Here is a 14,666-nt window from a genome sequence, read left to right as displayed (position 1 = left end):
TTTAAAACTGCACAACATCTCCAAATTTATTTGGTAGAGCATAAATAAAGAGGGTAAGAAAAAAATAAGCAATACTAAGCAAGGTAAGATCAATGCATACTTTCTTCATACTTTTTATGTAAGATATGATTAGAATGAGTGGTGAAAAATTTATATGAATAGAATTTCATTTAAGCTAAGTTTATGGTTCCTCCTAGCAATGGTATTATTGCAAGTTATTCTTTTTTATATACTACATACCGGTATTGTTGACAGTAGGATAGAAGAGGAATTATATGCGCTCCAAAGTAGAGGTAACAGCCATAGAGATGTCTTAGAAGATACTTACGATGAACAAACACTGCATCATATTGCAGTAATGGAACAAAGTGCAGAAACAGAAGTAATCATTACAGATCAAAACCATAACATTTTGGCATCCTCTACAGAAAGAGATAATGAGATCACAACTGTTTTGAACAGAGAACTTTCTGTTGTGCCCCGCATTGGCAAGGTTTTAGAAGATAATTGGAAAAGCGAAAAATATTTATCAACAGTAACACCATATATCACAAATGATAATGGTTCAGGCTATGTATATATGTTCAGGAGCACTGCCCAAGTACAGGACTTGATTAGCAGATTAAATCATCACTTCATCATAGCAGCAGTTATAACATTTATTTTGTTGATTGTTACAGCAATATTTTTAACTCGGGCACTTACAAATCCATTGATTAGAATGAAAAAAGCAACAGAGAAGTTAATTATGGGTGATTTCACTGCGGAGCTACCCAAAATGGGAGAGGACGAGCTTGGTGATTTAGGAAGATCCATTAAGACACTGACACGAGAACTGCAGCATTTAAAAAAAGAACGTAACGAATTCTTAGCTAGTATATCGCACGAACTCCGAACACCACTTACTTATATTAAAGGGTATGCGGACGTTGCAAGAAGGCAAACACTTAGCGGAACGGAGAGAAATAAATACTTATCAATTATATTTGAAGAATCCGAAAAGCTAAATGAAATGCTGAAAGACTTATTTGATCTAGCACGTATAGACAGAAATATATTTGAAATCGAAACTAGGCCTGTAGAACTTCAACCCTATCTGTATGATATATATGAACGTGTTCTCCCAGTATTTAAGGAAAGAAACAAATCATTAGAGATACAATGTAAAGATAATTACATTGTTTATATCGATCCTATCCGATTCGAACAGATTATCCGAAATCTGTTAGATAACGCCTTAAAATATTCTGAGGAAAACACTAGGACTATTATCAAGGCACAGAGAGAGCGGAATAATATTGTAGTAGATGTAATAGATCAAGGATATGGTATTCCAAAAGCAGAAATCCCTTATATATTTGAACGCTTTTACCGAGTTGAAAAGTCACGTTCAAGAGACTCTGGTGGTACGGGTCTTGGATTATCAATAGCAAAAGAATTGGCAGAAGCACATCATGCCAAACTGACTGTTAAAAGTAAAGTGGGGACAGGGACAACGTTTAGCATTACCCTTGAGGAGAGTGAAACACCTTGAAGACGATATTATTAGTAGATGATGAAGAGAGAATGCTCGATTTGTTGACTATATATCTTTCCAGATTTTATATCACAATAAAAGCTAAATCTGGTATAGAAGCAATAGCTCTCATGAAGCAAAAAAGACCCGATTTAATTTTACTGGATATAATGATGCCGGATTTAGATGGATGGGAAACATGTAAACAAATTAAATCTTTTTCAGAGGTACCAATTATCATGCTGACAGCCAGAAATGAAAAGATTGATGTGGTAAAAGGATTAAAAATTGGGGCAGATGATTATGTAACAAAACCTTTTGATGAAGAAGAATTGTTAGCACGTATTGATGCTGTATTAAGAAGGGCAGTCGTATTGAATAGTGATCGAATAAACTTTGAAGGATTGATATGGGATGAAGACTCCCATGAATTAACTTATAACAATCAATATATCCAAGTTACACCAAAGGAGTTTTCATTACTTGGGTTATTAATAAAAAATAAAAACAAAGTATTCTCCCGTGATCATTTATTAGAAATAATATGGGGGAACACCTCTTTTACAGAATACCGAACTATCGATTCTCATATGCGAAATATCCGTGAAAAGCTTAGACAGGCTGATTTCCCTGTAGATTTGTATCTTGAAACAGTTTGGGGAGTAGGCTATAAGTGGACTGACAAGCAATGAGAGTTATCCATGATGTATAAATCAATATTCAATTACACAATATATTAAAAATTAAAAGGCTGATGCATAATTTCTGCAAAATTTATTGATAGAGTTTAATAAAAGGAGGAAATTGCAAATGATTAAAAGAAAAAAACTATTAATGGCAGCCGCTTCATTATTAACGGTGTTCACATTAGCTGCTTGTGGCAATGGTGAAGACAGTCAAGATAACAGTATGGAGAATATGGACCATTCATCTAGTTCTGAAGATAGCATGGAGGGTATGAACCATTCCACTTCTGGTGAAATCCCTGAGGGATTACAGGAAGCTGATAATCCTACATATGAAGTCGGAAGCAAAGCGATTATCTCAGCTGATCACATGGAAGGCATGGATGGAGCGGAAGCAACTATTGTAGGTGCTTATGATACCACAGCATATTCTATTTCCTATACTAGAACAGATAACGGAGAAGAAGTTAAAGACCATAAATGGATTATACAAGAAGAAATTGAAGGAGCAGGTAACGAACCGTATGAGCCAGGAGAAGAAGTTACTGTTAATGCTGAACATATGGAAGGCATGAATGGGGCTGCTGCAGTAATTGACTCAGCAATAGACACTACAGTCTATATGGTTGATTACACTTCTACAACCGATGGAGAAGAAGTAACAAACCACAAATGGTTAACAGAAAGTGAATTGTCAGCTGAATAAAATAACACGTAACAGGCTAGCCGTATAGGATAGCCTGTTTTTGTTTATTTCTGGTCAAATCATTGAATAAATAGAGAAAGACATAGCCTGCTATTTTAGGGATAATTTGTTGTAGCAATACGTTATCGAGAAATTTTATAGATATTAATATCTCTAGAAGCTTTTTATTCCTAAATCCTTTTTTCCTTTATATTAAATCATCAGATTCTGCAAAACTGTTTGTTAGAGTTTAATTGTTTATGAATGGAGGAAGGATAATGAAACTTAAGATAGCAGGGTTTTTACTCTTATTTTTGTTTATATTAGGTGCATGCTCATCAGCAGAAAGCACAGATTCCGAACAAACAGAAAGCAGCCGGAAGGAAACAGAAAAAACGGAAGTGCTAACAGGAAATACTTTTGATTTGGTTGCTGAAGAAGCCGCACATTCTTTGAACAGTGAAGTCCACGTGGAAGCGTGGACCTTTAACAATTCTGTTCCAGGTCCAGAGCTCAGAGTAAAAGAAGGAGAAGAGATAAAGATAAATTTAAAAAATAAACTCCCTGATCCGGTCACCATTCATTGGCATGGAGTGCCTCTGGAGAATAATATGGACGGGATACCCGGAGTAACCCAAAATGCTGTTCAACCGGGTGATTCCTATACTTATAATTTTACCGCTTCTGTACCCGGCACATATATGTATCATACACATCAAGATGGTGTAAACCAGGTAGATAAAGGATTGTATGGTTCTCTGATCGTGGAGCCGGATGAGGTATCTTATGATCAAGATTATGTAATGATGTTAGATGAGTGGATGAGCAATCCGGTGACTATGGATATGGCTAATATGAATCACGAGAACATGAGCGGTATGGAAGATAGCGAAGAGTCAGCTGAAGAGAAAAGCATGGCAGATGATATGAGTAATTATGATATTTTCACTATAAACGGCAAAAGTGGAGATGAAGTTGAAACTTTAACGGTTAAAGAAGGAGAGAAGGTCAGATTACGTCTTGCGAATATTGGATTTATGTCTCATCAGATTCACTTACATGGTCATGATTTCAAAGTTGTTGCAATAGACGGACAAGAAATTAAAAATCCTGATGACATCAAAGATCAATTACTCTCCATTGCGCCTGGCGAGCGCTATGATATTGAATTCACCGCTGATAATCCTGGGGAGTGGTATTTAGAATGCCATGGAGAAATTGAAGGTACGAAAGGGATGAAGGCAAGAATACAATATGAAAATCAGGAAAATGAATCTACAGATAAACCAAATGATACAATAGATTTACCGAAATTTGATTTTATGACTTATGGCGAAGATAAGAAAGCTGCTTTTACACTAGATCAAATATATGACGTGGAATATACCATGAATTTGAATACAGAAGCAAAAAATAATGCTACTGTGTATACAATTAACAGAAAAACATATCCTGATACTGATAATATACAAGTAGAAAAGGGTGATCTGGTTAAAGTGAAATTAGTTAACAAATCCGATTCAGAAGATCATCCTATGCATCTACACGGACATTTCTTCCAGGTTTTAAGTAAAAATGGCAAGCCCGCAGAAGGGGCGCCGATTTTAAAAGATACTATTAACGTAAAACCGGGAGATGAATACATTGTGGCTTTTAAAGCAGATAATCCTGGTAACTGGCTATTCCATTGTCATGATTTACACCATGCATCTGCCGGGATGGTTAGTTTAGTTTCATATAAAGATTACATTGTTGACTTTTCACCAGATCCAGATGTAAATAATAAGCCGGAATAACGTTCCTAACTAATAACTCATGAGGTCCTGATGTCCCTATAAAAAACACCTTCAAGTTTCGGATAGCAACAATCCTAAAACTTGAAGGTGTTTTTATTTCGCTCATATACAGCTATTTTATATTTATGATATAGCTGCAATTTCTTCTTTAATCGTATCAAATCCATAACGATTAACAAAACGGTAAAACTGTTCTCTTTTCCTTCCATTATCGCTATAAAGTCGGATAAGGTTGTTCACGTATATATACAATGTGTTTTCATCTAACTTACCGAAAAGGAGTTTGCCTGTTTGTGCTTTGGTACCTTTTGTATAACCACCTATATAAAGATCAAATTTTTCCTTTACTTTCATAATCCCTATATCATTTACAAGAGGTTCTCCACAACCAATCGGGCATCCTGTATATGCCGGTCGAAGAGTAAAGGGAACCGGCTGTCCGGCGATAAGCTCATTTAATTTAATGGCCACTGGCATTCCTTCTTCGTCAGCACCTTTGCAAAAATTACAAGTTCTTAAACTTTTCACGGTGTTTCCTACCGGGTAACAGGATAAACCCACTTCTTCAAACTCTGCTTTTATCTGTTCCATTTGTTTTTCTGGGACCGTCAGATAAAGTTGCTGGAAAGTCGTTAACTCTAACTCTTCATCGTCTTTCAGGTACTTTATGATCGTTTGTAATTGCTTAGCGTTTAACTTGGAACCAAAAGAAATCCCTCCATTGACTGCTAATTTTACAGTCGGTTCATTAATCATCATTTTCCCCCTTCTCTTTTAGCCCATTAACACATTGCTAGTCTCTACATTAACAGACTCCATTTGCATACTATGCTGGTCATGGTTTTTCTCTTTTTCTGAACCCTGAACCGTATCATAAATACTGTATGCTGCTATTACAAGAACTAGATAAACAACTGCTGATAACGCCCAAATGAGGATCCTTTTATTTTTCATAACCATTCCTCCGGCAGATTTATTTATTTAACTTGACTCGTTGCAATCTTAAGGCATTCAGCACAACACTAACAGAACTAAATGCCATTGCTGCACCTGCTAACCAAGGGGCTAAGAATCCAACTGCTGCAATTGGAACTCCTAATGAGTTATAGCCAAAAGCCCAAAACAAATTTTGTTTAATGTTTCGTATTGTTAGTTTGCTTATAGTTATTGCATCAGCAATACTAATGAGGTCACCGCGTATTAACGTAATATCAGCAGCCTCCATAGCAATGTCTGTTCCTGTACCAATGGCCATCCCAATATCTGCATTTGCTAGAGCAGGTGCATCATTAATCCCATCTCCAACCATTGCTACTTTCCTGCCTTGTGACTGCAGTTTTTTCACTTCTTCTGCTTTACCTTCAGGCAATACTTCTGCAATTACATGAGCAATTCCAACTTGTTCAGCTATCGCATTTGCAGTCTGCTTGTTGTCTCCTGTAATCATTATTACATCAAGCCCCAGATTTTTTAGTTTCATAATTGCATCTTTCGAAGATTCTTTCACTGTATCTGCAACGGCCACAATTCCTGCAAAACGCTTATCGACAGCAACTAGCATAGCTGTTTTACCCTGTTTCTCAAGTTCAAGCATGGTTGACAGTTCGCCTTCAACTGTTATTTGTTCTCGGTTCATTAAACGGCGTGTTCCAATAAAAATTTCCTTGCCATTCACAACAGCTTTTATTCCATATCCCGGAATTGCTTCAAAGCTCTCTGATGCCGACAATTCTATACCTCGTGATTTGACTGCATCCGTGATAGCCTTAGCAAGCGGGTGCTCCGAGTTGGTTTCAGCAGTTCCGACTAGTTGCAAAAATTGATCCTCTTCTACTCCATCCACAACATAAACATCTGTAAGTACTGGCTGTCCGTTAGTTACTGTACCAGTTTTATCAAGTATGATTGTATCAAGCTTATGAGTGGTTTCGAGATGTTCTCCACCTTTGAATAGAATACCGAATTCAGCTGCCCGGCCCGATCCAGCCATGATTGAAGTAGGAGTTGCAAGTCCTAACGCACAAGGACAAGCAATAACTAAGACAGCTATTAATTTTTCAAGAGCTACTGCAAATTCTCCAGGTGACACAACAAAATACCATATAAGGAAGGTAATAAAAGCAATTGCTACTACAATAGGGACGAAAATACCAGAAATTTTATCAGCAAGACGCTGAATAGGGGCTTTAGAGCCTTGGGCTTCTTCTACAACTTTAATGATCTGAGAAAGAGCAGTGTCTTTTCCGACTTTTGTTGCTGATATTTTTAAGAAACCATTTTTATTAATAGTAGACCCTATAACGTTATCTCCAATTGATTTATCAACGGGGATACTTTCGCCTGTAATCATACTCTCATCAAGCGCAGAATGTCCTTCAATAATTTCTCCGTCCACGGGGACCTTTTCACCAGGTTTTACATAAACAACATCGCCGGTTACCACTTCCTCAATCGGTATGTTAATGTCTTCACCATCACGGTAAACTAAAGCTGTTTTTGCCTGCAGTCCCATGAGCTTTTTAATTGCCTCTGATGAACGTCCTTTAGCGCGTGCTTCAAACAGTTTTCCTAATATAATTAACGTAATAAGAATTGCGCTGGTTTCAAAGTATAGTTCAACCATATGAGTGTTGGTTCCAATACTTTTTATGCTCAAATAAATGCTGTAAAAATAGGCGGCTGATGTTCCTAACGCAATAAGAACATCCATATTGGCGCTTTTATTACGTAATGCTTTATAGGCACCAATATAAAACTGACCGCCAACCACAAATTGGACTGGGGTAGCTAATGCCAACTGCACCCAAGGATTTAAGAACATATCAGGAACAGGAATAAAATTTGTAAATTCAAAATGACTTACCATTGCCCACAGAAGTGGCAGAGAAAGGAGTATAGAAAATATAAATTTTCCTGTTTGTTTTTGAATTTCCCGTTCTCGGTGGTTCTCTTTACCTTCTACGTGGCCCTGTTTGTCTTCCAATGCATAACCTATTTTTTTAATCGCTTCTTTCATTGCTGGTATTTCTACTGCTTCAGGATTATACGTAACACTTGCAGTTTCCAGAGCAAAGTTCACGGTAGCTTGTGATATTCCTTCTATCTTGTTCAATCTTTTTTCAACCTTATTGGCACAGGCTGCACACGTCATACCGGTTACATCAAACTCAATTTTGTCATTAACAACTTTATACCCTAGAGATTCAACCTTTTTTTCAAACTCTTTGGGATCTGTTCTTGAAGGATCATAAGTGATTCTTGATTTCTCCAGTGCGAAATTAACGTTAGCATCTTGTACACCCTCAACTTTTTTTAAGCCTTTTTCTATTCTTGTAGCACAGGCTGCACATGTCATACCAGTGATCTGCAGACTTGTTTGTTTGCTCTCCATCTTGATCTCACTCCTTACCTTTTATAGTAGCTAGGTGAAAAAGAAAATCGTGCTGTGTTCAGCACGATTTATAGTGGAAATGCTTGTTTATACGACATCGTATCCTTGTTCTTCAATCGTATCTGAAATTTCTTTTAGGGGTCCTACCAACAAAACGCGGAAAACATACGCTAAGCAAATTTCGACATAAAGAAAGCCGATTTTTCCTACGCTAAGGAATCATCGGCTTTTAGTATTATTGAATAAGAGGGCGTAGTGAATGTAGACTTGCTACTTTACTTGCATCAAAGTTGTATTCACCAAGAAAATTAATGTGTTCCCATCCTAACGGAGAAACATGTTTAAGTAAATCTTCTCTCAAATTCCCCTTTTCCTTCAATAATTTTGTTGCTTCTGTAAGATAAACGGTATTCCATACGCTAATAGCATTTATTAGAATATTTAAAGCACTTGCACGTTGTAGTTGGTCTTGTATTCCTCGTTCTCGTAACTCACCTCGTTTTCCAAAGAATAAGGCTCTTGCTAACCCATTCATGGCTTCCCCTTTATTTAGTCCTCGCTGAATTCGACGGCGTAGTGTTTCGTTAGATATGTAATCCAAAATAAAAATGGTCTTTTCGATTCTCCCCATTTCTCGCAAAGTAGTTGCAAGTTTATTTTGTCTCGCATATGACCCTAATTTCCCCATAATAAGTGAACCAGACACTTTTCCTTCTCGAATAGAATGAGCTACACGTAATACGTCATCAAAATTCTCTTGAATAATTTTAGTATTAATACGACCACGGAGTATATTTTCTAGTTTTGGGAATTCATTCGGCGTTTGGATGGTGAATAGCTTAGAGTCAGCTAAATCACGTAGCCTTGGTGCAAAACGAAATCCTAGTAAATGACTCAATCCAAATACTGAGTCGGCGTAGCCAGCTGTATCTGTAAAATGCTCTTCAATATTTAAATCTGTCTCATGATGAAGTAATCCATCGATAACGTGTACAGCATCACGAGCATTGGTATTAATGACTTTCGTATAAAAACTTGAAAATTGATCACTGGTAAATCGATAAATGGTTGCCCCTTTTCCAGACCCATAGTGTGGATTGGCATCGGCATGTAACGATGAAACACCAACCTGTACGCGCATTCCATCAGAGGAAGAGGTACTTCCATCTCCCCAATAGGAAGCTAGTTTAAGCTTATGTTGAAAATTTACTAATGTCGCTTGTGCACGACTTATAGCATCATCGAATAAACGCCATTGCGCTGCATTAGCCATTTGATGATAGGTAACTCCTGGTGTCGCTTCTGCCATTTTAGTAAGACCTATGTTAGTTCCCATCGCCATGAGAGCAGCCATGAGAACTACTTTTTCCTCTCCCTTTGGTGGGCGATTGGTTGAGGCATGTATCAACATTTCATCAAATCCTGTCCAGTGTGCTACCTCCATTAAAAGATCAGTGAGCTTTATTCTTGGCAACATATTATATAAAGACAGGCTAAAAGCTCTCGCTTCTTCGGGTGTATTCTTCTCCAAACGGTCCACTCGGATCTTAGCCTTTTCGATATTTACTCCTTCTAGAGAATCAAGATTATTTGAAACCCATGTAAGGCGTTGAGCTAGTGACTTTCTTCTTTCCTCAATATATTCATCTGCCGATGAACGAACGGCTAGTTTAGTTTTCGTAAGACGAGTTGTTGTCCAATCTTTTTTAGGAACAAGATACTCTTCAAAATCTTTATGAAGTCTACTACCGACTACGGATATGTCGCCTGAACGAATATGATTTTTCAACTCTGTTAGTGCAGCCATCTCATAATAGTGCCGGTTAATTATTCCATCATCACCATAAACATGCTTCTTCCAACGTTTAGGAATAAAATCTACCGGGGCATCATTTGGAATTTTTCTTTTACCAGATTCATTTATTTCATTTAGCGTTTTTAGGGCTTGCAATAATGGCTCTGTACCTTGTGTAGAACGAAATTCAAGAGATTTAAGAAAAGTAGGAGTATATTTTCTTAGATAAGAAAACCGATTTTCTAACAAATCTAGATAATCGTAATCCATCGGTCGGGCTAATTTTTGGGCTTCTTCAACGGAAGAAACAATTTTATCCCACGGCATAATCATTTCAATAGCATTAAATGGATCAAGCCCTTCATTTCGTGCTTGAATAAGTGCAGCACCAATATCTGCAAAATGCACGACTTTTTCATTCACTGCTTTTCCATTTTCTTTTTGCATTTCCTCTTGTGTTTTACGACCCTTTGATTGTAAAATCATCATTTGTCTATCATGAATTTCAATTGCTTGGTCAATTAGATCTTGGCTTAGTGTTACTAGATAGGCAACAAGAATTGCATATTTCTTCATTTCTTTAAATCTTCGAAATGAGTGTGGTTCATACCGTGCTCCAATACGAGATAATTGAAGTAACCGATTGGGATGGATTTGTTCTGTATTTATTTCTAATTTTAATTCTCGAATATATTCTAAGCGCTTTATGACTTTTAAAAAGGCTTCAGGTGAAGATTGGCCGGGAAGCTCCCTCAGCCATGCTAAAGGGGTTTTTCTATTGTCTACAAATGGATCTATAAGTTTATCTAACTTTTGTTTTTGCCATTTGGAAAGAGTACAAGTTAATGATTTAAAAATCCTTTCCTCTGCTCGTTGACGAGTTTCCCAAACAAGCCTTTCTATAGTAGTCATGCCAGGGAGAATAATTTTCTGATTACGTAGTTCTTCTTGTGCTGTACGAAGAAGATACATTGAATTTCCATTTTGAAGGGCATGATTCAAAAGAAACTGAGCTGCCTTGCGATAGTTCCCTAAGGAAAAATTTTGATAACCATAAACTTGACGGATTTCTTCCATATGCTCATGTTTAGTTGGCTCTCGTTGGGCATATAAAGAAAATGAATTAGGATTAACATCTATTTGGCTAGCTATGTATTCGATTATGTAATCTGGAATAGGTCCAACATCTGAAAGGGACCATCCAGGATAGCGTAGAACACATAATTGAACAGCAAAGCCTAATCGATTATGATCTCTTCTGTGTCGTTTAATAATTTCAAGGTCATATTGTGAAAAAGTATAATAAGTTTCTAGTTCACTTTCGCTCATATCAGCTGGAATTCGTACAAATTCCGTTCTTTGATCTTCTGTTAGTAATTCTTTCCCTCTCATGCTACAACTCCTTGCTAGATATCTTTTTTCTTTTCTAGATAACGATATAAGGTTGTCGCTCCAATGCCTGTTGCCGTCTTAATTTGAGATAAAGAGTAATCTTTGCTTTCATACATTTTTATAGCAAGTTCTATTTTCTTTAAATCAACCTTCGGTCTGCCTCCGTTTCTTCCCCTAGCTCTAGCAGCCGTCAATCCATCCTTCGTTCGTTCACTAATAATATCTCGTTCTAATTCTGCTATGCTGGCTAACATTCTGAAAAAGAACCGTCCCATAGCAGTTGTGGTATCGATCTTGTCTTGTATGGAAACAAAATGAATTTCCTTTGATTCGAAATATTCCATAAGCTCAATTAAATGTTTGGTACTACGACTGATACGATCTAATTTATAAACAATGACCGTGTCATCTTTACGTAAAACTTTAAGTAGTTCATCTAATTGAGGTCGATTTTTCATTTTTCCTGATTCTTTTTCTTCAAAAATCTGATCCACTCCGTAGTGAGCTAATGCATCGAGTTGTAATGATAATGATTGATCTTGTGTACTTACGCGTGCATATCCAAATTTCAACACAAATCTCCCCTTTTCTAATATGTTAACTATACCAAAAAGGGGTTTTAAATAGATATATTGGTCTTTTGATTTTGGTTATATTTTTGGTTATGTATTTAAGTAGTTTTTAAGGTTTTTAGAGAAGTTCTCTATTCATAACCAAAAACGGTCGTTTATGGTGATTTGTCCATGAACTAATGAATTAAATGGCTTTTTTAATTTTGTTCAATAATCGGGCCAGATTGTGGAACAACACTTTTAAAGAAAATTGGATATCTATGTTAAATTTCAGAATAGATGGTAAGGTTATACTTAACTAATGGGATAGTTTAGTTTTAGAAGATAAAATAATAAATCATACTTGACCCTGTACTATGGTACAGGGTTTATTCTGTACTAGGAAGAAAAATTCCTGTAAATAATTGCAGATCAAATAGAGGAGGCAGCAACATGAATCAAAATCATTTGAATACTTCGTTAAAGGACAAGGTGTTACAATCACTTGGTTTGCCAGAAGAAGGATTTGAGGGAAAAATCCGTTTATTGTCTCCTTCAGAAAATAGTATCCGTTTAGACATTCTTCTTTTCATGGCTGAGGGAAAAATCGTCAACATCAATGATTTAACTGCAACAGAGGAACAAATTGATGTCCAATCTGCTCTTCAACGTTTAAGGGAATTGGATTTAATTCACTGGGACCAAAACTCTGGGGATGTGAACGTGGCGTATCCTTTTTCAGGAGTTCCGACTCCACACCGTGTTACATTGGCTGGAATGTTGCCAGCTTATTCCATGTGTGCGATTGATGCCCTTGGCATTCCATCGATGTTTACAGATGCCGTTATTGAATCGGAATGTGCATTTTGCGGTGAAAAGATTACCATCGATGTGAAAAACAACATGCCCGTTGCCAATCCTGATACCGTGGTTGTAGGCTTGGGAACAACGGATGCTGCCGATACCAACGCATGCTGCGATTCTTCTTGCGAATCGAATGAGCCAACGTCCATTTCTACCAGCTGTTGCCCAGCCATTCAATTTTATTGTTCTGAGGAACATTGGCAAAAAGCGAATGAAAAGAATTCAACAACGGCGAAGGACAAGCTGACTCTTGCGGAAGCCTTTGAGGTTGGGGCTGCTGTTTTTGGCGGCACGTTATCTGGCTCTAAGGGTAAGTAAAATCTCATGAATGAAGTAAACTATATATTTACCCTGTACTAAGGTACGTGGTTTATGCTGTAAGTGAGGTGAGACGTATGAAATTTCGTATCGGAGAACTGGCTGACAAGTGCGGTGTTAACAAGGAGACCATTCGATATTATGAGCGTTTAGGCTTAATTCCAGAGCCTGAACGTACGGAAAAAGGATACCGAATGTATTCCCAACAAACGGTCGATCGATTGCATTTCATAAAACGAATGCAGGAATTAGGATTTACCTTAAATGAAATTGATAAATTGCTAGGGGTTGTCGATCGCGATGAAGCGAAGTGTCGTGATATGTATGATTTCACTATTTTGAAGATAGAGGACATTCAACGTAAAATTGAAGATCTTAAAAGGATTGAACGAATGCTGATGGATCTTAAAGAAAGATGTCCCGAAAACAAAGATATTTACGAATGCTCCATTATTGAAACACTGATGAAGAAATAAGAGGTGAAACAGAAATGAAAAACATAATAAAAAGTTCAGGTTGGTTTCTTGTCGCACTCATCACATGCCCGTGTCATCTGTTTTTACTACTTCCGTTGATTGCAGGAACAGCACTGGGATCATACTTCACGGAATTTAAAAATGTTATTTTCATCATGATGGGTCTGTTATTCGTTTTCGCTCTTTTCAAGGGCTGGAGAAAACTTGATCCAGAAACAAAAGAGGAAACAAAGAAAGATACAACCACACATGATTGTTGCAGCATGGAGAAGTTCAAGTCATGAAAGAAAAAGTTTCACAAGTAGCCACTGTATTTTCAGCTTTTGTTATGGCGGGTTGTTGCCTGGGTCCACTAATCTTGATTCCCCTTGGACTCACTGGGTTTGCAGGCGCAATCGCATTCTACTCGTTGAAGTATCGGTTATTGTTCAGCATCGTTACCATTGTCCTTCTTGCGTACTCCTTTTATATGGTTTATGGAAGAAAGGGTAAAAGGAAAAGTTCTGTCATTGGCTTATGGATTACAACGTTCCTTGTTTTTACCATGTTTCTTTTCTTATTTTCAGTTGAAAGTTGACTATAAAAAATGGGGTGTATTATGTGAAAGTACAAATAATCAGGATTATGATGTTGCTATCCCTTATGCTAGTGGTTAGTGCATGCAGTAACGAACAAGAAGTCCAAAAAACTGAAGTATCTAAGAGTGAAGTGAAAACAACTGCTATGAATTCAGAGAAGGATGTAAAAGCTATTACTGAAGCTGAGAAGACGGGGACATTCATGGTTATAGCAGGGATGGATTGCTGCCCGCCATCAGTTGTGGAAGATGCCATTGCACAGGTTGAAGGTGCTAGCAAAACAGCCATTAAAGTTAATGGAAGCACCGCGGAAGTAACGGTTTCTTTTGATGATACGAAAACCAATTTAGATGCAATTAAGACGGAGGTTTCAGACTTGGGTCTCCCCGTCGAATAAAAGGAGGATATTTTTACCATGAAAAAATATCGAGTGAACGTGCAAGGAATGACATGTTCGGGTTGTGAACAGCATGTAGCTGTCGCTCTTGAAAACATGGGTGCAAAAGCGATTGAAGTAGATTTTCGCCGTGGAGAAGCTGTATTTGAGCTTCCTGATGACGTGAAAGTTGAAGACGCGAAAAATGCGATTGCTGACGCAAACTATCACCCGGGCGAAGC

The 14,666-nt window shown here is 37.4% G+C and carries 14 protein-coding genes and 1 pseudogene; 10 read left to right on the top strand and 5 right to left on the bottom strand.

What is annotated here, in order from left to right; genetic code table 11:
- The first annotated feature begins 154 nt into the window (after positions 1-154).
- From ACH6C1_RS17175 to ACH6C1_RS17160, 4 genes are all read left to right on the top strand, one after another.
- Positions 155-1,534: a sensor histidine kinase gene (locus ACH6C1_RS17175; RefSeq protein WP_374079231.1), complete on the top strand. Its 1,380-nt coding sequence runs from the start codon at positions 155-157 to the stop codon at positions 1,532-1,534.
- Positions 1,531-2,208 (top strand): response regulator transcription factor, encoded by a 678-nt coding sequence (locus ACH6C1_RS17170; RefSeq protein ID WP_374079228.1) that lies wholly within the window; start codon positions 1,531-1,533, stop codon positions 2,206-2,208. Before ACH6C1_RS17175 ends, ACH6C1_RS17170 begins: the two co-directional genes overlap by 4 nt.
- Before the next feature lie 118 nt (positions 2,209-2,326).
- Entirely contained in the window at positions 2,327-2,908 is a 582-nt protein-coding gene (locus ACH6C1_RS17165; RefSeq protein ID WP_374079226.1) for a YdhK family protein, read from the top strand.
- 257 nt (positions 2,909-3,165) lie between these two features.
- Positions 3,166-4,683 carry a multicopper oxidase family protein gene (locus ACH6C1_RS17160; protein WP_374079224.1) on the top strand — a complete coding sequence of 506 codons (1,518 nt, stop codon included), beginning with the start codon at positions 3,166-3,168 and terminating at the stop codon, positions 4,681-4,683.
- Between the two features lie 123 nt (positions 4,684-4,806).
- Here ACH6C1_RS17160 and ACH6C1_RS17155 read toward each other — a convergent pair whose 3' ends face one another.
- The 5 genes from ACH6C1_RS17155 to ACH6C1_RS17135 all read right to left on the bottom strand — a co-directional run bounded on the left by ACH6C1_RS17155 (position 4,807) and on the right by ACH6C1_RS17135 (position 11,833).
- Entirely contained in the window at positions 4,807-5,442 is a 636-nt protein-coding gene (locus ACH6C1_RS17155) for a nitrite reductase (RefSeq protein WP_374079221.1), read from the bottom strand.
- 15 nt (positions 5,443-5,457) lie between these two features.
- Positions 5,458-5,637, bottom strand: a complete 180-nt coding sequence (locus tag ACH6C1_RS17150; RefSeq protein ID WP_374079219.1) for a hypothetical protein — start codon at positions 5,635-5,637, stop codon at positions 5,458-5,460.
- 19 nt (positions 5,638-5,656) lie between these two features.
- The gene (locus tag ACH6C1_RS17145) at positions 5,657-8,074 is read right to left on the bottom strand and encodes a heavy metal translocating P-type ATPase (RefSeq protein ID WP_374079217.1); all 2,418 of its coding nucleotides are present in this window, start codon (positions 8,072-8,074) and stop codon (positions 5,657-5,659) included.
- A 235-nt stretch (positions 8,075-8,309) separates the two neighbouring features.
- Positions 8,310-11,261: a Tn3 family transposase gene (locus ACH6C1_RS17140; RefSeq protein WP_374079214.1), complete on the bottom strand. Its 2,952-nt coding sequence runs from the start codon at positions 11,259-11,261 to the stop codon at positions 8,310-8,312.
- Between the two features lie 14 nt (positions 11,262-11,275).
- Positions 11,276-11,833, bottom strand: coding sequence for a recombinase family protein (locus ACH6C1_RS17135; RefSeq protein ID WP_029343401.1), 558 nt, complete (start codon positions 11,831-11,833; stop codon positions 11,276-11,278).
- 432 nt (positions 11,834-12,265) lie between these two features.
- Here ACH6C1_RS17135 and ACH6C1_RS17130 point away from each other — a divergent pair, with 432 nt between their 5' ends.
- From ACH6C1_RS17130 to ACH6C1_RS19575, 6 genes and pseudogenes are all read left to right on the top strand, one after another.
- A complete protein-coding gene (locus tag ACH6C1_RS17130; RefSeq protein ID WP_001073002.1) occupies positions 12,266-12,994 on the top strand; it encodes an organomercurial lyase MerB3 in 729 nt (242 codons plus the stop codon).
- Between the two features lie 77 nt (positions 12,995-13,071).
- Complete coding sequence (gene merR1 / locus ACH6C1_RS17125; protein ID WP_029343398.1) at positions 13,072-13,470, top strand: mercury resistance transcriptional regulator MerR1; 399 nt, start codon at positions 13,072-13,074, stop codon at positions 13,468-13,470.
- The gene (gene merE, locus ACH6C1_RS17120; protein WP_254912385.1) at positions 13,467-13,754 is read left to right on the top strand and encodes a mercury resistance MerE; all 288 of its coding nucleotides are present in this window, start codon (positions 13,467-13,469) and stop codon (positions 13,752-13,754) included. The genes merR1 and merE overlap by 4 nt, the downstream gene beginning before the upstream one ends.
- Positions 13,751-14,047: a mercuric transport protein MerT gene (gene merT / locus ACH6C1_RS17115; RefSeq protein ID WP_000660891.1), complete on the top strand. Its 297-nt coding sequence runs from the start codon at positions 13,751-13,753 to the stop codon at positions 14,045-14,047. The genes merE and merT overlap by 4 nt, the downstream gene beginning before the upstream one ends.
- 14 nt (positions 14,048-14,061) lie before the next feature.
- The gene (gene merP, locus ACH6C1_RS17110) at positions 14,062-14,445 is read left to right on the top strand and encodes a mercury resistance system substrate-binding protein MerP (RefSeq protein WP_374079402.1); all 384 of its coding nucleotides are present in this window, start codon (positions 14,062-14,064) and stop codon (positions 14,443-14,445) included.
- 18 nt (positions 14,446-14,463) lie between these two features.
- Positions 14,464-14,643: pseudogene (locus ACH6C1_RS19575) on the top strand (heavy-metal-associated domain-containing protein); the annotation flags it as partial.
- Positions 14,644-14,666 lie beyond the last annotated feature (23 nt).

This window comes from Terribacillus sp. JSM ZJ617, assembly GCF_044383785.1.
Classification (GTDB): domain Bacteria; phylum Bacillota; class Bacilli; order Bacillales; family Amphibacillaceae; genus Terribacillus.
The sequence above is the reverse complement of the archived record's forward strand: the minus strand, read 5'-3'. Positions and strand labels throughout refer to the sequence as shown.